The sequence below is a fragment of the Bifidobacterium sp. LCP19S3_E9 genome, assembly GCF_052121135.1.
Classification (GTDB): domain Bacteria; phylum Actinomycetota; class Actinomycetes; order Actinomycetales; family Bifidobacteriaceae; genus Bifidobacterium; species Bifidobacterium thermacidophilum.
Genome location: NZ_JBQKEV010000010.1, coordinates 41,497 through 63,136, shown reverse-complemented (window position 1 = coordinate 63,136; position 21,640 = coordinate 41,497). Strand labels below are relative to the sequence as shown.

The window sequence follows — 21,640 nt, the reverse complement described above, 5'->3', positions numbered from 1 at the left end:
ATTTGACGATGAAAGGCGGAATGGGATGACAATCACAGGTCACAGCGATTCGGCACACAGCACAGGTGGACGGCTTATCGTACTGACCGGCCCGACTGCGGTGGGTAAAGGAACGGTGGAAGCCGCCCTGCTGGCCAAGCACCCAGAGGTGTGGGTGTCCGTGTCTGCGACGACCCGTGAGCCTCGCCCCGGCGAAGTCAATGGCGTGAACTACTGGTTCATGAGCGAAGCTGAATTTGTGCGCAAGGAGCAGGAGGGAAAGTTCCTTGAAACGGCGGTTGTCCACGGCATGGCCCATTACGGGACACCACTGCAACCGGTACTTGATCATTTGGCGGCCAACACGCCCACCATCCTCGAAATTGATTTGCAGGGCGCCCGCCGTGTCAAGCAGAAAGCCTCACAGATGGGGCTTGATGTCGTCTACGTGTTCATCGCGCCGCCCAGCTACGAGGAATTGGTACGACGGCTGATCGGTCGTGGTACGGAGAACGAGGAGCAGCGTGCGAAGCGGCTGGAAACTGCGAAGGTCGAACTCGCCGCAGAACCTGAATTCGACGTGGTCATCGTCAACAACACGGTCGATCAGGCGGCGGACGATCTGTGGAAGGTCATCACCGAAGAATACGGCATCAGCGGGGACTGAGACGACACAACCAGTCCTCGAGCATCTAACGAAATTGCTCGATTGCGACGATACAACCGCGATAAATGATTGGGCCCCGCAGCTCCATGCTGCAGGGCCCAATCACGTTTCAACGTAAGTTCAGCAAGTCAACTGAATCATTTCAGACCGCTGAGCTTGTTGATGAGGTCAGGATCGCGGGTTGCGCCCTTGTCTGCGGAGCGGGCGAAGGCGGCGTACGCCTTGAGCGCCTGGCTGACATGACGGTCGCGGTGGGCGACATAGCCGTCGCCGGCCTCGAGTTCGGCACGACGCTGCGCGAGCTGCTCGTCGGTCAGCTCCACGTTGATCGAACGATTCGGAATATCGATGTCGATCATGTCTCCGTTCTTGATGAGCGCGATCGGACCCTTGTTCGCGGCCTCAGGCGCCACATGGCCGATGGCCAGACCTGAGGAGCCGCCAGAGTAGCGGCCGTCGGTGATCAGTGCGACGTCCTTGCCGATGCCCTTGCCCTTGACGAAGGAGGTCGGGTACAGCATTTCCTGCATGCCCGGGCCGCCCTTCGGGCCCTCGTAACGGATGACGAGCGCCTGACCGGGCTTGAGCGTGTCGTTGAGAATGACCTTGATGGCCTCTTCTTGGGATTCCACCACCAGTGCCGGACCATGGAACTTCCAGATGCTTTCGGGCACGCCGGCGGTCTTTACAACGCAACCGTCAGGGGCGAGGTTGCCGCGCAGCACCGCGAGACCGCCCTCGGCAATCTCCGGGTGGTTGATGTCGTGGATGGCGCCGTGCACGCGATCGGTGTCGAGCGTGTCGAACAGCGTCTCATGCGTCCATGGTTCAGGGGAGACGATATGGCCGGGGGCCGCGTGGAACAGCTGCTTCGCTTCAGGCTTGCAGGTGTCGCGCATGATGTCCCAGTCGTTGAGCTTGGACTCGAGATCCGGATAATCCACGGAATGCGTGTCGCGATGCAGCTTGCCTGCGCGATCGAGCTCGCCGAGGATGCCGCAGATACCGCCGGCGCGGTGGACGTCGGAAATCTCCCATTCGCCGGAAGGCGCGGCCTTGCAGATGCAGGGCACGGTGTGGGAGATGCGCTCGATGTCGTCAAGCGTGAAATCGACGTCGGCGCTTTGCGCTGCGGCGAGGATGTGCAGCACGGTGTTCGTGGAGCCGCCCATGGCCACATCCATGGTCATGGCGTTTTCGAAGGCGTGCTTGGTGGCGATGGAACGCGGCAGCACGGAGTCGTCGTCCTCGTCGTAATAACGGTGGGCGAGCTTGACAATCATCTCGCCGGCGCGCTCGAAGAGCTTCTTGCGGTAGACGTGGGAAGCGAGCGTGGTGCCGTTGCCGGGCAGTGCCAGGCCGATTGCCTCGGTCAGGCAGTTCATAGAGTTGGCGGTGAACATGCCGGCGCAGGAGCCGCAGGTCGGGCACACGGTCTTTTCGTAGGCGAGCAGGTCTTCGTCGGAGCAGTTGTCGTCGGCGGTCGCGTACATGACGTCGATGAGGTCGGTGTGCTCCTTGACGGTGCCGTCGGACAGGACGGTGGTGCCGGCTTCCATCGGGCCGCCGGAGACGAAGATCGTCGGGATGTTCAGGCGCAGCGCTGCCATGAGCATGCCCGGAGTGATCTTGTCGCAGTTGGAAATGCAGATGAGGGCGTCGGCGCAATGCGCGTTGACGGAATACTCGACGGCGTCGGCGATGATGTCGCGGCTCGGCAGCGAGTAGAGCATGCCGGTATGGCCCATGGCGATGCCGTCATCAACGGCTATGGTGTTGAACTCGCGGGGGATGCCGCCGGCCTTCTTCACGGCTTCGGACACCAGGCGGCCGACCTTGTTCAGGTGGACGTGGCCGGGGACGAATTCATCGAAGGAGTTGGCGATGGCCACGATCGGCTTGCCGAAGTCCTTGCCGTCAACGCCAGCGGCGCGGTACAGAGCGCGAGCGCCCGCAAACACTCGCCCGTTCATCAATTTTGCGGATCTCATTTCTGCCATGGTTCTATTCAAGTGCCTTGCGGGGACAGGTGGCAGTCTTGGGCCGAATAGTGAAATTACGCTAGGAGAGTAGGGTTTTGTCGGGATTTCTGCTGATTGGGGACGCGAAAGTACGGCCATACCCATGCCCTAAGATGCGCGGGTCGCGATATCGGGGGCTTGCAGTACAATGAAGAATTTGAAATACCACGCCCGCATTGGACGTGGCCATGCGCATGATGGGAGATTGACACCTATGGCACTTGGCACTGAGCCGCATCCGCAGGGACTCGCGGATCCGCCTATCGACGACCTGATGCAGCACGCTGATTCCAAGTACGCGCTGGCGATTTTCGCCGCGAAGCGCGCCCGTCAGATCAATTCGTATTTCACGCAGCTCAATGAGGGTCTCCTGCAGAACGTCGGCCCGCTGGTTGAATACGAGAATCAGGAGAAGCCGCTGTCTATCGCTTTCCGCGAAATCAACAGCGGTCTGCTCGAGGAGACGCTGGGCGAGGACGATCTGAGCGAAGGCAACTGATTACAGACCTCGTCGAGGTATGCCCCCGGTACTGGATTTTTCTGCCGTTTAGGTATGGCGAAATTCAGCCGGGGGCATTATTCTTACTAACCAGTTGCATATTGTGTGATTCCTGCTTCGGCTTTCCGTCGCCGTCGTGGGCGGACATTTGACGGAAAGACAGCGAGGGGAATATGGAACGTCGCCTGATTTCGGCGGAATCCGTCACCGAAGGACATCCCGACAAGATTTGCGACCAGATTTCGGATGCGATTCTGGACGATATGCTGCGGCAAGACCCGCATTCGCATGTCGCCGTGGAGACGTCGGCCACCAAGGGCCAGTTCTTCGTCTTTGGTGAGGTGACGAGCGAAGGATACAGCGATATCCAGCGCATCGTGCGTGACGTGGTGCGCAATATTGGCTATACGAGCTCCGAAATCGGCTTGGACGCTGATTCCTGCGGCGTGGTGGTGTCGCTGAGCGAACAGAGCAAGGAAATCAACCAGGGCGTGGCGCGTCTGAATTCCGAGCAGGAGTCCGCTGCCTCGCGCGAGGAGCGCTACGAGGCCCAGGGCGCCGGTGATCAAGGCGTGATGTTCGGGTATGCAACCGACGAGACCGAAGCGTTGATGCCGCTGCCGATCTATCTGGCGCATCGGCTGGCCTTCCGCCTGGCCCAGGTGCGCAAAGACGGCATCGTCCCGCATCTGCGTCCGGATGGCAAGACCCAGGTGACCATCGAATACGACCAGGAGGACCGGCCGGTCCGTCTGGACACGGTTCTGGTGTCCACCCAGCATGACCCCGAAGTCGACCATGACTGGCTGCTCGCCCAGCTGCGCGAGCACGTGATCGAACCGGTGCTTGCCGAAGTGCTTGGCGCCAAGGTCCGCCATGACGACTACCGCATCCTCGTCAATCCGACCGGCTCCTTCGTGCTTGGCGGCCCGGCGGCTGACGCCGGCCTGACCGGGCGCAAGATCATCGTCGACACCTATGGCGGCGCGGCTCACCATGGCGGCGGCGCGTTCTCCGGCAAGGACCCGAGCAAGGTCGACCGTTCCGCTGCCTATGCTGCGCGTTGGGTGGCCAAGAACATCGTCGCCGCCGGTCTTGCACACAAAGTCGAAGTACAGGTCGCGTACGCGATTGGCGTCGCCGATCCGGTCAGCGTCAATGTGGAGACCTTCGGCACTGAAATCGGCGGGGTCACCCGCGACCAAATCCAGGCAGCCGTCCGCAAGGTCTTCGATCTGCGCCCCGCGGCCATCATCGACGAACTCGACCTGTTGCGTCCGATTTACTCCAAGACCGCCGCCTACGGCCATTTCGGACGCAACGATCCGGACTTCACGTGGGAGCAGACCGACAAGGTCGACGAACTCAAGGCTGCCGTCAAGTGAGCTGCGGCACCATGATGACACCGCTGCACCGGCCACAGGGCCGATGTCGACTGTCATGACCGGAATGTGCCTGGCGCACCGTGCCGCCCGGCACATTCCACAGACTTACCGGGGCGAGAGGCTCCGGCGATTGAATGGGAAAGTTTGAAATCGTAATCCTCACAAGGAGAAGCACATGGCAGGCATGACCGTTGCACAGATGATAGAACTGTTCGTAGAACCGAACGCGCTGCTGCGCATCGAGGCGTTCGACGGGTCGGTATTCGGGACGGTGGACGCACCGGTATGCATCAAGGTCAACAATTCACGAGCGGTGTATTACATGGTCGACCATCCCAATGAGCTGGGGCTGGCACGCGCATATCTGCAGGGCGATATCTCCTCACCGCAAATGATTCCGGGCGATCCATACGAGGTTTTCAAGGACCTCGTCAATGTCAAGCCCTACTTCCACAAGCCCGATCCGGTCGGGGTCGCCAAGGCGCTCGCCTCGGTTGCCTCGCATGGCATCCGGCATCCGAAGGCGCCGAGCATCGAAGGGCCGAGCCGTCTACGCCGCGCAGCCGAAGGCCTGCTGCCGCACAGCAAGGCCGGCGATGCGGCGACCGTCAGCTACCATTACGACCAGTCGAATGACTTCTACCGGCTCATTCTCGGGCCGACCATGACGTACACGTGCGCCCTGTTCAACAAGCCGACCGACACCTTGGAGGCCGCGCAGGAAGCCAAGCTCAACCTGGTGCTCGACAAGCTCGGCCTCAAGGCCGGAGCCCGGCTGCTCGACATCGGCTGCGGCTGGGGGTCCATGGAGGTCGTCGCCGCACGGCGCGGCATTCACGTAATCGGCGTGACCCTCGCGGACGAGCAGGTCGCGTGGGGCAAGGAATGGATCAAACGCGAAGGCCTTGAGGACCTCGCCGAAATCCGCCTCATGGATTATCGCGACGTGCCGGAAGCCGGATTCGACGGCATCTGCTCTCTGGGCATGATGGAGCACGTCGGCGTCAAGAACTACCCATCCTACTTCCGTGAGATTTTCGACAAACTCAAGCCCAACGGCATGTTGCTCAACCATCAGATCACCCGTATCAACTCGCATGCCGGGCACGCGGCGGGTGAGTTCATCGACCGCTACATCTTCCCCGACGGACAGCTCGCGTCCCCCGGCGAAATCGAGATGAACATCCAGGACACCGGTTTCGAAGTGATCCACGAGGAGAACCTGCGGCAGCATTACGCGTTGACCCTGCATCATTGGAACCGCAATCTCGTGAACAACTGGAATGCGGCGGTCAAGCTGGTCGGCGAGCCGAAGGCGCGCCTGTGGGGCTTGTACATGGCCGGTTGCGCGTACAACTTCGAGATGAATAACATCCAGATTCACCAGTACCTGTGCGTCAAGCCGAACGAGGAGGGGACAGCCACCTATCCGCTCCGGCCATGGTGGGTTCATCAGGACTGACCTGACACCAACGATGCACTGACCGGTCAATGTGCGGCCGGGCGCATTCCAGGGGTGTGGGGCACGGCGTTTTAGCTGTGTCCCACACCCCTTCCATATGCGGGCTGTCACGCGCTGCCGCTCACATACGTGGTGCGGGCGGAAACATGTTTTGTACGGCGACACGCCGAGTCTTGCAGGTGATATGGTGAACACCATGACTATCCCAGACGCCGAACAACCTGCCTTCGAGGGGCTTGAGCCGCGGCGCAGACGCAAGCGCACGGCGGCGAAGCGGCAGCGTGCCGAGCATCAGCCGATCGCGCGCGTCGTACTGGACGTGCAGGCCGCGCATCTGGGACAGACCTTCGATTACCTCGTACAGGATAAGCAGGATACACAAGCGGTACCCGGCACCTTGGTGCGCGTGCGATTCGGGGGTCGACGCGTCAACGGCATCATCTGGGAGCGCGCTGAACGCAGCGAGACCCCAGACTCCTCGCTGCGATACCTCGAACAGGTGCTGGGCGGGGAAATCCTGGTTCCCGCTAGGCTTAGGGATGATATCACGCTGATCGCACAGGCGTACGGCGGCACCCGCGCCAATATCGTCAGACTCGCTGTGCCCCCGCGTGTCGCGCGCGTCGAACACGAGCAGCGGCTTGCCGCATCGTTCAGTGGGGATGCTGGTGCACGCCAAACGATGTGTGCGCAACGCGCCGATGACCTGGGCGAGCGGCTTATACCTGATTACGAGAACCTGCGGATGCTTGGCGAGACCTTGTCCACAGGGGGCAAAGGCGCTTTCGTGGCCGACGCCATGCCAGGGGCTGGGCATTGGACGCTGCTGTTCGCTTGGATGGTGTTGCGTGCGCTCGCCGCCGGTCGCGGGGTTGTCGCGGTGATGCCGTCCATGCGTACCGTGGATGATGCCGTGCGGCAATTGGGGTCGTTGGGACTGCGCCTCTTCGGTCCGCGCGCCTCGCAACAGGGCGGGTACATGGGAGATATTGCCGTGCTCGGCGCTTCGATGTCTCCGGCGGAGCGATACCGGTCCTATCTTGCCGTCGCATGCGGGCAGGTGCGCTGCGTCATCGGCACACGTGCCGCCATGTATGCGCCGATCGACGGCAACGCGATGTTCGTCATCGTCGACGATACCGCCTACCAGCAGGCGGATGGCATGGCGCCGTACGCGAATGCACGCGGCGTGCTGCGGCTGAGGGCCAAGGCGCATGACGGTGTGTTCGTCGCGCTCGGCAATGCGAGGAGCCCGTTGAGCCAGTGGGAGACTGACGGCGGTCATGTCGCCGAGTCGCCGGTGAGCGGGTACAGCACTTCAATCCAACCCTTGCCGGCAGCCCTCAAGGAGCGTTCGCCTTGGATCAGGTGGCTCAACCGTGAGGAGCTTACGCGGCTTGCCGATCCCACCATCGGTTCGCGGGTGCCGCATACCGCGGTCGCCGTGCTGTCGCGGGCGCTGAAAACCGGCCCCGTGCTGCTGTCCATTCCCCAGGACGGCATTGCGCAAACACTCAGTTGTGCGGCGTGTCACCGGCAGGCGAGGTGCGGCAAGTGTACCGGGCCTTTGGAAATGGTGCCCGGCGTTTCGCAGCCACGATGCCGTTGGTGTGCCGCGGCGGCGGTGAATTGGACATGTCCGCACTGCCATGGCGACCGTATGCGTGTCGTGCGGGTGGGGGCTGCAGGAACCGTGCAGGAGCTGCGCGGCCTGTTCAGGAACATCCCCATGGTGGTGTCTTCGCCTCACCAGCCTCAGGGGGTGATTGCCGATATCGCCGATGCGCCGATGCTGGTAGTGGCCACCCCCGGAGCGGAACCCCGGGTGCGTGCCGATGACGGCGGCGTGGGAGCGTACCGCGCGGTGGCGATTCTCGACGCGTGGACCAGCCTGTATTCCCCAGGCATTGATGCCAGGATTGATGCGCTTGATTCGTGGATGCGAGCCATTCAATGGTGCGCGCCGCGCTCCACAGGCGGTCAGGCGATGCTCATCGGGGAGGCTGACCCATTAGTCGCCCAATCCCTGATGACTTGGAATGCGCGCCTGCTCGCTTCCAAAGAGCTTGAAGAACGTGCCCAGACCGGATTGCCACCGGTATTCGCTTCGGCATGCGTATGGGGGTCGCGCCCCGCGGTCCGGACGATGCTGCAAGGCGCCGGATTGCTTGCCGGAGGCGATTGGGCGCTGCTGGATACCCAGTTCGGTCCGATGCCGGCCGTGCTTGGCCCGGTACCGATTCCGCCGCCGCGAACGGTTGACGCGCGTGAGCTGGAAACCATGGCGGACCGGGTCAAAGCCGTCGTGCGTGTCCCGCAATCCAAGCGCGCTGAACTCGCCGAGCGTCTGCACCGGGAAAGCGCCCGGCATGTTGCCTCGCGCGAACCGGGGGAATTGCGTTTCCAACTCGATCCGAAAGACCTGATCTGAGCCGTCTCACCGAATCCTCGCACGCTCAGCACTGTACTCGGCGGGAAGACGGTTCAGGCCAGCACAGCGGCGGCTTCGGCGCCTGTCATGCCGTCTTTGACGCCGGCGGCACGGGCCGCTTCGGTCATGCCCTTGATCGGGTTGGCGAGCACGGCCGCGAAATCCGCTCCTCCCACGAGCACGGCTGCATCGCCGAACTTCTCGGCGGCGGCGAGATTGAGATACCCGCACATGAGATAGCCTTTGCGCCCCTGCACCAGAATCATGTTCGGGTGGCCTTCACCGCCCGGGGCAACGACCATCGTGCCCTGCACCGTGGCTCCGTTCACATCAAGTTGTTCGATGTTCAGCATGGTTCCTCCATACGTTGTGGCGCCTCAGCCGATGAGACGCGAATTGATCATCACAACAGTCTTATCACGAGCATGTCACGCGCCGGCGGCTGTGTCTTGCGGCCGCTATCCCGGCTATGCTGGAAGCGGATAGGAGTCCAGTGCGATGGACGTGCACAGAACCTGAGTGAGGTGGATATGAAAGGCTGGCCGGGAGAACCGCAAATGGCGTATGACGAGCTGATGGCGCGGGATGCCGCCGCAACAGCCGAAGGGGAGCCAATCACCCAGGTGATTTTCGATTTCGGCAACGTGCTGCTGTATTGGAATCCCGAAGCGGTGATGATTCCACGCTACAGTCAGCGGCTTGTGGACGGGTTCCTTGACAACGACATCTCCTCCTTCTACGACGCGAACGATCTGATGGACGCCGGCGCCTCGCTCGAGGAGGGCGTCGCGTATGTCCGCGAGCACAAAGGCGAGCCGTGGGCGTCGATGATGCGCTATTACGTGGATAATTTCCGCGATTCGCTGACCGGCGTGGTCACGGGTGCGCGCGTGCTGATCGACGACCTCCATGCTGCGGGTATCGGGGTGTGGGGACTGTCGAACTGGCAGCAGGACCTGTATCACATCGCCGACCGTGATTGTGATCTGCTCGGCATGCTCGACGGCAAGGTCGTCTCGGGCCAAGTGCGGATGCGCAAGCCGAACCGCGATATCTACGAGTACGCGTTGCACAGTTTCGGCATTCGCGCGCGGGACAGCGTGTTTATTGACGACAAGGCGATAAACATCGTCGGGGCGAATCAGGCGGGGATTCGCGGCATCCGGTTCCGCGATCCGAGGAAGCTTCGCGCCTGCCTGATTGCGGCGGGCGTACCGATCCCGCCAGTACGGGACTAATCGGCCGAATCCGGCGAACCGTGACGATGCCGGCACTCTGGTAAGGTGCTGTTGCAGTCGTTTGTTGCCGTCCGAAGCGCCGGTCGCCGATGCGCGGGTGGAATACGGCATCGATGTACAGAATCGAGGATTATGCTCAAGATCTTGTTCGCAGGCACGCCTGATGTGGCGGTGCCATCGCTGAAACTGCTGGCTGCCGATACGGAGCATTTCGAAGTGGTGGCGGTGCTCACCCGTCCCGACGCGCCGCAGGGCAGGGGACGCAAATTGACGCCGAGCCCGGTCAAGCAGGCCGCATTGGAATTGGGCTTGCCGGTGATCGAATCCGATCCGTCGGAGGAATGCTTTGTCGCCGAACTCGCCGCCACCGGTGCTGAGGCCGCAGCGGTCGTCGCCTACGGCAAAATCCTCAAACAGCGGGTGCTGGACGCGCTGCCGCTTGGCTGGTACAACCTTCATTTCTCGCTGCTGCCGCAATGGCGTGGTGCCGCTCCAGTGCAACGCGCGATTTGGGCGGGGGATACAATCACCGGGGCCACGGTGTTCCGCATCACCCGCGGTATGGATGAGGGGCCGGTTCTGGCTCAGTCCACGGTTGAGATTGGCGCGCATGAGACCGCAGGGGAGTTGCTCGGGCGTCTGGCCGAAGACGGCTCGCATCTGCTTGCCGCCTCACTTGAGGCGATGGCTGAAGGCCGTATCAGTCCGGTTGACCAACCGCAGGGAGCCTATGAGGTCGCCGACAAAATCCGCACCGAGGACGCTCATATCCGGTTCGATGTGCCGGTGTTCGCCGCTGACCGGCAGATTCGCGCATGCACCCCGCATCCCGGCGCATGGTGTACGCTCCATGCCGAAGGCGCAGACGGCGAATCCCAGACTCTGCATGTGCTTGAAGCGGCACCCGCCGATATGGCCGACCCGAACCTGCCGGGGGCGCTTGAGGCCGGAAAACTCGCGCTGAGTAAGAAACACGTGTGGATTGGCACGAAAAGCCAGCCTCTGGAACTGATTCAGGTCAAGGCGCAAGGCAAGAAAGCGATGCGCGCGGCGGATTGGGCACGAGGCGCCCGGCTCACCGGAGAGGCCTACTGCGATTAACTGAACAGGTACGGCGCCTCGCCATGGCTGGTTGTGCCGACGCTGACAGCGTATTCAGCGTCCGCACAACCAGGCCAGGTCAGTCACGCGACAGCAGCCCGAGCACTTGGCGCAGGTCGCGTTCGTTGATCGCGATATCGGCGGCGAGCTGTACTTTCGGCTTGGCACAGAACGCCACGCCGAGGCCGGCCGCCTTGATCATCGGTATGTCGTTGGCGCCGTCGCCGACTGCGACCGTCTGGTCAACGGCAATGCCGTCGTGTCGAGCCCACGCCTGCAAAGCATGCAGTTTCGTGGTTTTGCATACGATTTCACCGAGCACTCTGCCGGTCAGCCGACCGTCAACGACCTCCAGTCGGTTCGCCAGCGCATGGTCGATATGCGCATCTTGCACCAGACGGTCCACCACCTCGTGGAACCCGCCGCTGACCACGCCGACCGTCCAGCCATGCTGGTGCAGGGCGTCAATCAAATCAAGCGCGCCATTGGTGAACGTGATCCGGTGATACACCTCGTCGAACACGCTCACCGGCAGTCCGGCAAGCAGCTTGACCCGTTCGCGCAACGCCTCGCAGAACTCCAGTTCACCGGCCATCGCGCGGGCGGTCACGGCGGCAATCTGCCCGCCGACCCCCGCGGCGACACCCAGCTCGTCGATCACTTCCTGGTCGATGAGCGTGGAATCCACGTCCATCACCAAGATGCCCGGGCGGGCCAGGGTAGGGGTGGATTCGTTGGAAGCTTGCAAAGGTTCATCGGTCATGCCTTCGATTGTCTGAAAATACTGGGACAATGCCGACATGCGTGTTTATGCTCTTGCGACCACTGCCCCCATGTGCGACACATCCGACGGCGGCCTCATCGGCACCATCACCACATGGTCGGTGGAACTCATGGAATCCATCGGCGGCATCGGCGTGATGCTCGCCATCGCACTCGAATCCATATTCCCTCCCATTCCTAGTGAAATCATTCTTCCATTGGCGGGATTCACCGCTTCACGAGGCACCATGTCCCTGCCTGTGGCCATCGTGTGGGCCACCGTCGGCTCGCTTGTCGGCGCGCTGACCTTATACGGCGTGTCGCGGCTTGTCGGGCTGCACCGTATCCACCGTGCCGCCGACCTCATTCCGGGTGTGAGTCGCGATGACGTCAATCGTGCCAGCGATTGGTTCAGCCGCTACGGCACATGGTCCGTGCTGATTGGCCGGGTCATTCCGGTGGTGCGTTCGCTGATTTCCATCCCCGCCGGCTTCAACCGAATGAATCTGGTACAGTTCAGCGGCTGGACCCTGCTCGGTTCGGCTGTCTGGAACACGGTGCTCGTCACTGCCGGCTACCTGCTGGGCGACAACTGGTGCTCGATTCTGGGCGTGCTCAACGTATTTGAGGACGTCGTCATCGCCGTGGTTATCGTGGTCGTGCTAGCGTTCATTGTGCTGCGGACGCGTAAGCTGATTGAGGGCAGGCGTACGCGCGCGGAGGAGACCGACGAGCCTGATCGCGCAACGAGGAAGGACCTGCAGGAGCGGTGACGGCCACCGCAGGAAGCGAGACGACCCATGAGCGATGACGAGACGAAGACGGCACAGGGGACCGGTCAGGCGGACTGCCAAACCGATGCGCTTCATGCGCGGGATCGTGCCCTTGATGAGCTCGCGCAAGCCAATGATCAGCTGATGGCGAAGAACCATGCGCTGGCGGCCGCGCTCACCCGCGCGAGTCAGGAGCTGACAAAAGCAAAATCCCAGCTCGGCCAGTTCGCTCAGCCGCCGCTGAATTTCGCGACGATGGTCGCGGTTGAATCCTGCACCACCGATGATCTAGGCGTTCAGCACGCGAGCGCGGAGATCCTTTCCGGTTCCCGCCGCATGATTGTCCCCGTCTCGACGACCTTGCAGGCATCGCGCCTGAAGCCGGGGGATACGGTACTGCTTAACGAGAATATGGTGATCGTTGGCCGCAGGGACGCAGACCGTCTCGGTGCCGTGCTGCACGTCAAGCAGGTGTTTGCGGACGGCCGCGTACTGGTCGCCGATGCCGGCGGAGCCCTGCAGGTCGTCCGTCCGACGGCGGCGTCGCTTGAATCGACGCTGGAACCCGGCGACCGTGTGCTGACTGATACCGCCCGCCGTTTCGTGCTCGACATGCTGCCTCCGCAAGAGGATGCCGATTTGGTGTTGGAGGAGACCCCGGATGTCACTTTCGACGACATCGGCGGGCTTGACGAGCAGATCGGGCGTATTCGGGACGCCGTACAGTTGCCGTTCCAGCATCGGGAGCTGTACCGCAGGTATCATCTCAACGCGCCGAAGGGCATCCTCCTATATGGCCCTCCCGGCAACGGCAAGACGATGATTGCCAAGGCCGTCGCCCATGCGCTCGCCCAAGGGGCGGATGCCGGTTCCGGGGTGTTCCTGTCAGTCAAGGGCCCGGAACTGCTCAATAAATATGTGGGGGAGTCGGAACGCTTGATTCGCCTGATTTTCCGCCGTGCTAGGGAGCGTGCGGCTGACGGACGTCCGGTCATCGTGTTCATCGACGAGATGGATTCGTTGCTGCGTACGCGAGGTTCTGGCGTGTCCAGCGACGTGGAAACGACAATCGTCCCGCAGTTCCTGGCCGAGCTGGACGGTGTGGAGCGGCTGGACAATGTGATGGTCATCGGCGCTTCGAACCGCGTGGATATGATTGATCCGGCGGTGTTGAGGCCAGGGCGGCTCGATGTGAAAATTCGCATCGACCGGCCGCGCGAATCCCAAGCCTGTCAGATTGTGCGGCATTATCTGACCGATGACCTACCGTTGGAACCCGGGGTCGATGTCGATGCGCTGGTCGGGGTGCTGGTGCATGACTTGTTCGCACATGGCGAACACCGACATTTGGCGGATGTGCTTGACGATTCCGGCGTGTGGTCCCCCCTGTATCTAGGCGATGTCGTCTCTGGCGCGATGCTCAAGAACATCGTCGACCGTGCCAAAACTCGGGCGGTCAAGGCGTCGATTGAAACCGGCACGGACGTCGCGTTGAGTGTCGCGATGCTCGCCGGCGCAGTGGACGGCGAATTCCAGGAGACCCGTGATGCCGTGCTTGACGCTGATCCGGTGCAATGGTCCCGTATCAATGGCATCGCCGGCGGCCGTGTCGTACGCATCCGGCCGGCGGCAGGGTATCAGGCGGGGTATGCGACCGGCTATGATGCCGGTACTGATGAGACCCGCGCGCGCGACGAGTAATGCGTCGTGCGAGCCGGAATACGGCGAATAAGGAGACCGAATGAGCGTTCGCAGAGTGATGGGGACGGAAACCGAATATGCGGTCAGCCGGCCGGGCGATGCGCGCGCGAATCCGGTTCGGTTGAGCTTCGATGTAGTCGCCGCCGCCGCCGATGACAGTACCCGTGGGAGTATCCGGTGGGATTACCGGCAGGAGGATCCGGTCAATGACGCGCGCGGACACCGGTTGGAGCGTGCTGCCGCCCGGCCCGACATGCTCACGGACGCACCCCAGCTGCATATCACCAATATCATCGCGCCCAACGGTGGCAGGGTGTACGTCGACCACGCGCATCCCGAATATTCCGCGCCGGAGACGACCAACCCGTTCGAAGCGGTCCGCTACGACCATGCCGGCGATCTGATCATGTACCGTGCGGCGCAGGAGGCGTCGCGACGCACCGGCAACCCGGTGGTGTTGTATCGCAATAATGTTGACGGCAAAGGTGCCAGCTGGGGCACGCATGAGAATTACATGATGCTGCGTTCCGTGCCCTTTGACAAGGTTGCGGCGCTGATGACCGCACATCTGGTCACACGCCAGCTGTATACGGGGTCGGGGCGTGTGGGGCTGGGGGAGCGGTGCGAGCATGCGGGCTTCCAGCTCAGCCAGCGCGCCGACTACATCCATATGCGCGTCGGATTGCAAACCACCTTCGACCGCCCGATCGTCAACACGCGCGACGAATCGCATAGCACGGACGAATACCGGCGTCTGCATGTGATTGTCGGGGACGCCAATCGCATGGATGTGCCGCAGGCATTGAAACTCGGCACAACAAGCCTGCTGCTGTGGCTGCTGGAGGTGGCGCCGGAGGTTTCCTACGATGTGGACACGTTGCTCTCGCAAGTGACGTTGGACGATCCGGTCGCAGCGATGCACGAGGTTTCGCATGACTTGACGCTGGGCATACCGTTGCAGCTAGCCGATGGCGGGACGATGACCGCATGGCAGATTCAGACGCGGCTGCTCACCGCCGTGTTCGAAGTTGCGGCGATGCACTACGGCACCGACAGCCAAGGCACCCCGATATGGCCGGATGCACAGACACGCAGGATGATCGGATTATGGCGTCAGGCGCTCGCCGATGTCGCCGCCGTCAGACATGCGGATGACGATACACGGTTGACGATGGCAGACGAGGGGTCGCGCTTGGAATGGCTGCTCAAATGGCAGCTGTTGGAGCGTATGCGCCGCCGGTTGGGTGCCCGATCGGGGCGTGAGGCGTCCTGGTCGGACCCGAGCATCGCCGCGCTTGACCTGCGTTGGGCGGCCTTGGACCCGAAGATTTCGCTGTTCGAGGCGGTAAAGGCGCGCACTGAGCGTCTTGATGATCGTGACGCCGATGCGTTAGTCGCCGAGGCCGCCGTGCAGGCGCCGGAGACAACCCGCGCATGGTTGCGGGCGCATATTGTCGAAGGGTTCACGCCTCAAGTCGTGGCGGCATCGTGGTCGCGGCTGACAGTGCGTGAACCGGATGGCTCGTTGTTCGGCTTCGATATGTCCGATCCGCTGTCGTGGACGCGGGCACGTTGTGAACACGCCGTGCACGATGGCTTGACTCAGGGCAAATTTGCGGCGGATGTGCTTCGTGACATCATCGCCGACAGGTAAGATACCCCAAGAAGATATTGTGATATGTGGCGTGGCAGCGGCCGGCCTGAACGTCGTTGCGCCACCCGAGCCGGCCAGGCCGGCGAACGACAGGTGAGGTGAAACATGGATCTGCAGCAGCTGGCGCTTGAAGCCGCCCGTGTGGCGCAGGACGTGGGCAAGCATGCATTCCAGGCGCAGGCAAACCCATCCAGTATGGTCGAGGCGCATATCCCGGATGTCCCTGGCGAACCTCCGGTGTTGCCGGTCAACGAACGTCTTGTGCCGTTCATTGAGAACCGCTTGACCTATCTTGACCGGTTCAACGGGTTCTGGCATGACCGTCCGGAGCATTGCCAGCCGGGAGAGCGCTATTGGTGCGTCGGCCGGATTGATGGGGCCATCAATTTCGTACGCGACATGTCCGAATGGACGGTGACGATTTCCCTGTTCGAAATCGACGAGCATGGGGGAGCGAACCCGATTCTCGGCATCGTTCACGCCCCGGCGCTCGAGCTGACGTATCTTGCCGCGCAGGGCAAAGGCGCGATTCGCATCTGGCGTACCCCGTTCGGGGACAAGCGGCAGAAGATTATCCCCACCACGCGTGCCAGCCTGGAAGGCTCCGTCATTAGCTATGGCATGTCCTACGTGCCATCGGAATCGAAACGCGCGCTGCACGTGGTGGCCGCGCTCGCCGGCAAGCCTGCCGACATCAAGCGGGTTGGCCCGGTATCGCTGGACATGTGTCGAGTGGCTGACGGCACGTATGACGCGTATTTCGAACCGCATCTGCACTCTTGGGATATTCCAGCCGTATCCGCAGGCACGGTGGTGGTGCGTGAAGCGCAAGGCCAGGTGTCCCGCTGGGACGGCGGGGACATCCGTTGGCGTGAGGCCAACGACGTCGTGGCAAGCAACGGTCTGCTCATCGACCAGTTGCGTCCGTATCTGCGCTGATCGCCGAACGGCTTCGAGACTTATTTCGTACGCGCCGGCACAGCCCTGTACGGGCTGTAAGCCTCGGTGGTTCGGTCATTTGCGGGTATTCGGCTGTCTAGGCGCGGTACGCTGGAATTTGGGACCGAATCGGTCGAATGAAAGGAGTGGGTCATGCCACAGGAATTCGCGCAAGGCCGGGCGCGAGGGGAACAATGCGCCGATGATAGCCAACAACCGTTGGAACGTGCGCAAGCCGAAACCCAAACCGATGCGCTCGACCAGGTGCTTGACGATATCGCCTCCACTTTGGAAACCAACGCGCAGGACTATGTGAACAGCTTCGTGCAGCAAGGCGGCCAGTGATGCCGCAGCTGCGCGACAGCGGAACCCATGCGCTCACCGGCTCCGACGGGGTAGACGCGGCGCGTTCGCCACAATACGGGACAGGCGAGCGGATCTTCGGCATCGAAACCGAATACGGAGTCTCCATGACTGGCGGCGAACGCCGCATCGATGCCAGACAAGTCGCGGCGACGATGTTCCTGCCCGTGGTCGCACAGGCGCGTTCGACGAACACCTATCTGTGCAATGGCGCCAGACTCTACCTTGACGTGGGCTCACATCCTGAGTATGCGACCGCTGAAACGCGTGACCCCTTCGACGCGCTCGAACAGGACCTTGCCGGCGAATCGGTGATCTGCAGGCTCGCTCTTCAGGCGCAGGAACGCATTCGCGCCAAAGTCGGGGAGCATGCCACGGTCCACGTGTTCAAGAACAACGTCGATTCCGCGGGGCACGCCTTCGGATGCCATGAGAATTATCTGGTTCGCCGCTACGTGCCGCTTCCGGTCATCGAACGTGAGCTGCTGCCGTTCCTGATTACCAGACAGCTGTTTTCCGGTGCGGGCAGGGTCACTGATCATGGATTCGAACTGTCCCAGCGTGCCGATTACCTTGATGAGGCGGTGTCCTCGGCGACCACGAGGGCTCGTCCGATGGTCAACACCCGGGACGAACCGCACGCCGACCCCGACCAATTCCGCCGGCTGCATGTGATTATCGGCGATTCCAACCGTTCACAGTTCGTTACCTTCATGAAACTCGCCACCACGCATCTGGTTCTCGGGGTCATCGAATCCAGCGTGCGTGCCGGACGCGCCTCGGGATTCCAAGCGTGCACGCTTGCCGACCCCAATCTTGCGAATCGGGCAATCAGCCGCGATATCACCGGCAGAACGGCAGTACGGCTCGCCGTCGACCGCGGTGATAGGAACGCTGCATGGCATCCAGAAGGTTCGGCCAGTGCTCTGGACATCCAACAGCATTATCTCGATATCGTCAGGAAGGCGGTCACCGCAGACCCGGATAGTGTCTGCGGGACGCTGCCCAGAACCGATGTGTCTCGCGTCCTGGACGATTGGCAGGAGCTGCTGGACCTCATCGCTGCGAATGACGTGGCCGCGCTCGCCGACAGACTTGATTGGGCGGCTAAATACCGGCTGCTGTCCGCGCTCGGCGGGCATGGGCGGCGCATTGACCCGTGGCGCGCCCAACAGCTTGATATGGATTATCACGATATTGTCAACGGTAGCGTGTACCCGGCCTTGGTACGTCGCGGCATGATGCGCGTGCTCGTGTCGGAACAGGATGTTGGGCGTGCGGTTGACCGACCGCCCGCCGATACGCGTGCGGCGATGCGTGGACAGTTCGTCCGGGAGGCGATGCGGTGCGGGGCGCGCTTTTCATGCGATTGGACCCGATTGACGCTGAGCGAACCAGTGCGCGGCGAGGTGGTCATGCTCGATCCCTTCGACGCCGGCCCGTCTCCAGCCTTCGACGAGGTGCTAGCCCAGCTCGAGAAATCCGCGTCGCAGACCTGACTGTGCGTTACCCGCAATCGTCAAGCGTCGCAAGCACACTGCTGCGCGTCAAAAGCCGCGCGTCGTGCTCTTGGCGGTAACAGGTTACATAGAAACAGAAAACCCCGGCCGCCAATGGTCGGGGTTTCCTTGTCCTTCGCAGGATGAAACTGGAATCAGTTCACTCGGCGACGGCCTTCTTCAGCAGGGAGCCTGCGGAGATGCGCACGCCATAGGAAGCCGGGATCTTGATGGTCTCGCCAGTGCGCGGGTTGCGGCCGGTGCGCGCAGCGCGCTTGACACGCTCAGCAGAGAACAGACCGGTGAGCTTCAGGCCCTCGCCGGACTTCATTGCCTCGACGAACACATCCTGGAACGCGTTCACGGCGGCTTCGGCCTGAGCCTTGGTCAGGTTGGACTTCTGCGCGATCTTCGAGACGAGATCAGACTTGTTGTATGCCATAAAGCATCCTTCTTGTCAGGGGCCTTCACATTACGAAAGGCCGTGTCAACAGTCGATAATAGCGCAGATTCTGGAGAAACGCGGCTATTTTCTGGGGTTTTCCGCCACTTTTTAGCAAATCGGCACATTCAGATGAGATTGTGGCGGTCCAACCACTGCATGGCGAGCGCGCCGAGCGGGATACGCAGCCAGTAGAAGCAGATGCGGTACAGCAGGGTTGCCGACAACGCCACCGCCGCGGGCACCCCGACCGAGCTGAACGCGAAGGTCAGAGCCGCTTCGATGGCGCCCAGGCCGCCCGGGGTCGGCACCGCCGAACCCAAGGTGTTCGCGAGGATGAAGATGAACATCGTTTCGATGGGATTTGTCCGGTATCCGAAGGCGAGGAGCGCGGCCCAGAACCCCATGCCGATGGCGAGGTTCAAGATGATCGCCCCCGCGATGGCGATGCCGAACTCCTTGGGCTTGGTGAGCATCTCGACCAGCTGGCGCGCATACGAGCGGACGATTGGCAGGTAGGTGGTGATGATTTTCTTGCGCACCGGCGGAATGATCATCGCCAGCGAAATCACCAAGGCGACGATGGCAATGGCGATGATCAAGGTGTTGGTGGGCACCATGCCCGAGAGGGTGTTGCGGCCGGAGAAAATGCCGATGCCGAGCAGCAGCGCGACTGTGGTGAGCGCCTGCGAGATGACGACGGCGCTCATAATTGCGGTCGCCGAGGTGTTCTTGTAGCCGCTTTTGCGTAGGAATTGCAGGTTCACGAACGCCGGGCCGACGCCTGCCGGCATGGACACCGCCGTGAAGCCGGATGCCGCCTGCGAGCAGAAGATGCCGAAGATGTGGCGTTTGTCCTTGTCCATGAACGCGGCGAGGGTCAGTCCGGTGCCCATCCACGCAACCATGCTGAACAGCATACACAACAGCGCCCACCACGGGTTCGCGTTGCGGATCGCCTGGATCATCGCGTCAGGACGCAATTGTGTGAAGATCACTGCGATGGCGACGATGGTCAGGGTCAGGGCGATGAACGATCGCAGGCTGAATCGTGAGAGCGTGACGGTTTCCAACTGCTCGTCGGCGTCTTCGGGCAGCAGGGTTTTCAGCCCGTCACGCAAGGCGCCGAGCAGGTGCTTGTCCCAACCGGGCATCGCGCGTGTCGCCGCAGGAACCGCGGCTTTCTGCACGAATGGGGCAATATCGATTAACGTGGCGTCCCCCCAGATGTCCCGGGCCGCGGCAATGGAGCGTTCCACACCGATTGAGGCACACAGCAGCGCGAGCAGCTGGACCTTGTCGAGGGCCATGTTCGCGGCGTTGCTCGCGCAGTCGCCGTTCTGCCATCCGGCGATGACCGGAGTGGCACCATCCAGCAACGCGATGGTGGACGGGGTGATTCTGCGATGAGTGTATCCGCGCATATTGGCGTGGCTGAGGTATGCGAGCAGATCCCGCGCCTGGGCGTCACTCATATGCTGCAAATCACACGGTGCGAGCCGGGTGCTCGAATCGAATATCAGAATCGATGATTCCGCGGCATCCGCCACTCCATATGCCGAAGGGGTTTGCAGGCCGATATTGCGCAAACCCAAGAGCATGGCGAGATGATGGTGCATTGCGTCCTGGGCGGAACGGTCGCGGCGTACGACGACGCCGTTGAGCCGGATCCACTGCCACAGTTGGCTGAAATAGCCAGCGCTGTGTTTCTGGTCGTCGAGCACGGAAACCACGTAGTTGTGGCCTTTGGTGTCGGTGACGTCGTAGATGCGCGAATTCTCGATCAGATCATCATCCACGCAGGTTTGGATGACCGCGTTATCGTTATTCGCTTCGATGCGTCGTGCCAGAGACGCGGCATCAATGCCGACACCGCGCAGGGCTTCGACCAGATGTTTGCCCCAGATGCCTTTGTTTTCACTGCCTGCCGCGAATCGGATGAGCATGCCGACGATGCGGGCCAATGCAAATGAGACCAGCACGCCGGGCACTGAATGCCAGGAGACGATGACCAGGATTGCGGCGACGATATACAACGTGTTCCAGCCCCACCGGACGGTGGAATGGATGCGTCGGGGGCCAGCGACGGTGAGGAACGCTCCAAGACCGGCATAGATGTCCGGCAGCAGGGACAGGGGGGACGCGCCTGTCCCTGCTGATGCGAGCGCAGATATGAGGTTGATGCTGCCGGTGGCATGCAGTCCGGCGCTCAGCAGCGCGCAACAGGCATAACCGCTGAGCAGCGCGAGGATCGAGACGACGGAGTGCAGCCATTCGCGGTTCATCAGGATTTGGATGAGCACACTGAGTACGATGCACACGGCGGTAAGCTGCTGCAGCATGGTGGTGGGAACGTCCATCAGCCAGTCGAGCGCCTGACCGGCATTGCGTGCATCGGTTTCCACGCCTTTGGTCATGCCGTTGAGATAGGCGGCGATCAGGATAATGGCCACCATGACGAGCAGCGCGGCGACCGCGTGGGTCAGGTCTGTGAAATCACGGGTCCTGCGGGGCGGAATGTCATGGATCGTGGCTGTTTGCGCATCCTCGTGCCCAGATGGCGAGGCTTGTCCGGGACGCTTGGATGCGTCTGCGTTCCTGGGGACGATATCATCTGTCGGTGATGCTGGAATGTGATGCACGGCTTGTCTTTCCGGGATAGACATGACGCAGCCCCGATGGGTCTGCGGTTATGAACGTGGCAAAGGCGCGTCACGGCCTTGC

Annotated in this window: 18 protein-coding genes; 13 read left to right on the top strand and 5 right to left on the bottom strand. The window is 62.0% G+C overall.

Annotated elements, in window-relative coordinates; genetic code table 11:
• The first annotated feature begins 25 nt into the window (after positions 1–25).
• On the top strand, positions 26–646 hold the full coding sequence (gmk, locus tag ACTQYB_RS06545) for a guanylate kinase (protein WP_441482171.1): 621 nt from the start codon (positions 26–28) through the stop codon (positions 644–646).
• Positions 647–783: 137 nt separating this feature from the next.
• Here gmk and ilvD read toward each other — a convergent pair whose 3' ends face one another.
• A complete protein-coding gene (gene ilvD, locus ACTQYB_RS06540; RefSeq protein ID WP_015450688.1) occupies positions 784–2,646 on the bottom strand; it encodes a dihydroxy-acid dehydratase in 1,863 nt (620 codons plus the stop codon).
• Between the two features lie 235 nt (positions 2,647–2,881).
• On the opposite strand from ilvD, the gene rpoZ reads away from it, so the two are divergent.
• The 4 genes from rpoZ (at position 2,882) to ACTQYB_RS06520 (ending at position 8,444) form a co-directional block, all read left to right on the top strand.
• Entirely contained in the window at positions 2,882–3,166 is a 285-nt protein-coding gene (gene rpoZ / locus ACTQYB_RS06535) for a DNA-directed RNA polymerase subunit omega (RefSeq protein ID WP_015450687.1), read from the top strand.
• Between the two features lie 173 nt (positions 3,167–3,339).
• On the top strand, positions 3,340–4,551 hold the full coding sequence (metK, locus tag ACTQYB_RS06530; protein ID WP_168973560.1) for a methionine adenosyltransferase: 1,212 nt from the start codon (positions 3,340–3,342) through the stop codon (positions 4,549–4,551).
• Positions 4,552–4,726: 175 nt separating this feature from the next.
• The gene (locus ACTQYB_RS06525) at positions 4,727–6,013 is read left to right on the top strand and encodes a class I SAM-dependent methyltransferase (RefSeq protein ID WP_441482172.1); all 1,287 of its coding nucleotides are present in this window, start codon (positions 4,727–4,729) and stop codon (positions 6,011–6,013) included.
• A gap of 196 nt (positions 6,014–6,209) precedes the next feature.
• Entirely contained in the window at positions 6,210–8,444 is a 2,235-nt protein-coding gene (locus ACTQYB_RS06520; RefSeq protein ID WP_441482173.1) for a primosomal protein N', read from the top strand.
• A 53-nt stretch (positions 8,445–8,497) separates the two neighbouring features.
• Here ACTQYB_RS06520 and ACTQYB_RS06515 read toward each other — a convergent pair whose 3' ends face one another.
• The gene (locus ACTQYB_RS06515) at positions 8,498–8,797 is read right to left on the bottom strand and encodes a DUF1805 domain-containing protein (protein WP_015450682.1); all 300 of its coding nucleotides are present in this window, start codon (positions 8,795–8,797) and stop codon (positions 8,498–8,500) included.
• Positions 8,798–8,974: 177 nt separating this feature from the next.
• Between ACTQYB_RS06515 and ACTQYB_RS06510 the strand changes: the two genes are divergently transcribed.
• Positions 8,975–9,682: an HAD family hydrolase gene (locus ACTQYB_RS06510; protein WP_441482174.1), complete on the top strand. Its 708-nt coding sequence runs from the start codon at positions 8,975–8,977 to the stop codon at positions 9,680–9,682.
• Between the two features lie 132 nt (positions 9,683–9,814).
• A complete protein-coding gene (gene fmt / locus ACTQYB_RS06505; RefSeq protein ID WP_033507244.1) occupies positions 9,815–10,783 on the top strand; it encodes a methionyl-tRNA formyltransferase in 969 nt (322 codons plus the stop codon).
• Positions 10,784–10,862: 79 nt separating this feature from the next.
• Here the strand turns inward: fmt and serB are convergent, their stop codons facing one another.
• Positions 10,863–11,546: a phosphoserine phosphatase SerB gene (serB, locus tag ACTQYB_RS06500; RefSeq protein ID WP_033507279.1), complete on the bottom strand. Its 684-nt coding sequence runs from the start codon at positions 11,544–11,546 to the stop codon at positions 10,863–10,865.
• Positions 11,547–11,583: 37 nt separating this feature from the next.
• Between serB and ACTQYB_RS06495 the strand changes: the two genes are divergently transcribed.
• The 6 genes from ACTQYB_RS06495 (at position 11,584) to ACTQYB_RS06470 (ending at position 18,474) form a co-directional block, all read left to right on the top strand.
• Positions 11,584–12,318, top strand: a complete 735-nt coding sequence (locus tag ACTQYB_RS06495) for a DedA family protein (RefSeq protein WP_033507242.1) — start codon at positions 11,584–11,586, stop codon at positions 12,316–12,318.
• 144 nt (positions 12,319–12,462) lie between these two features.
• A complete protein-coding gene (gene arc / locus ACTQYB_RS06490) occupies positions 12,463–14,019 on the top strand; it encodes a proteasome ATPase (RefSeq protein ID WP_441482193.1) in 1,557 nt (518 codons plus the stop codon).
• 40 nt (positions 14,020–14,059) lie between these two features.
• The gene (gene dop, locus ACTQYB_RS06485; protein WP_412171338.1) at positions 14,060–15,673 is read left to right on the top strand and encodes a depupylase/deamidase Dop; all 1,614 of its coding nucleotides are present in this window, start codon (positions 14,060–14,062) and stop codon (positions 15,671–15,673) included.
• 105 nt (positions 15,674–15,778) lie between these two features.
• Positions 15,779–16,612, top strand: coding sequence for an inositol monophosphatase family protein (locus ACTQYB_RS06480; protein WP_033507238.1), 834 nt, complete (start codon positions 15,779–15,781; stop codon positions 16,610–16,612).
• A gap of 153 nt (positions 16,613–16,765) precedes the next feature.
• Positions 16,766–16,957, top strand: a complete 192-nt coding sequence (locus tag ACTQYB_RS06475; protein ID WP_033507236.1) for a ubiquitin-like protein Pup — start codon at positions 16,766–16,768, stop codon at positions 16,955–16,957.
• Positions 16,957–18,474, top strand: coding sequence for a proteasome accessory factor PafA2 family protein (locus ACTQYB_RS06470; RefSeq protein ID WP_441482175.1), 1,518 nt, complete (start codon positions 16,957–16,959; stop codon positions 18,472–18,474). The genes ACTQYB_RS06475 and ACTQYB_RS06470 overlap by 1 nt, the downstream gene beginning before the upstream one ends.
• Before the next feature lie 160 nt (positions 18,475–18,634).
• Here ACTQYB_RS06470 and ACTQYB_RS06465 read toward each other — a convergent pair whose 3' ends face one another.
• Entirely contained in the window at positions 18,635–18,916 is a 282-nt protein-coding gene (locus ACTQYB_RS06465) for an HU family DNA-binding protein (RefSeq protein WP_015450672.1), read from the bottom strand.
• Positions 18,917–19,044: 128 nt separating this feature from the next.
• Positions 19,045–21,582 carry a flippase-like domain-containing protein gene (locus ACTQYB_RS06460; RefSeq protein ID WP_441482176.1) on the bottom strand — a complete coding sequence of 846 codons (2,538 nt, stop codon included), beginning with the start codon at positions 21,580–21,582 and terminating at the stop codon, positions 19,045–19,047.
• Positions 21,583–21,640 lie beyond the last annotated feature (58 nt).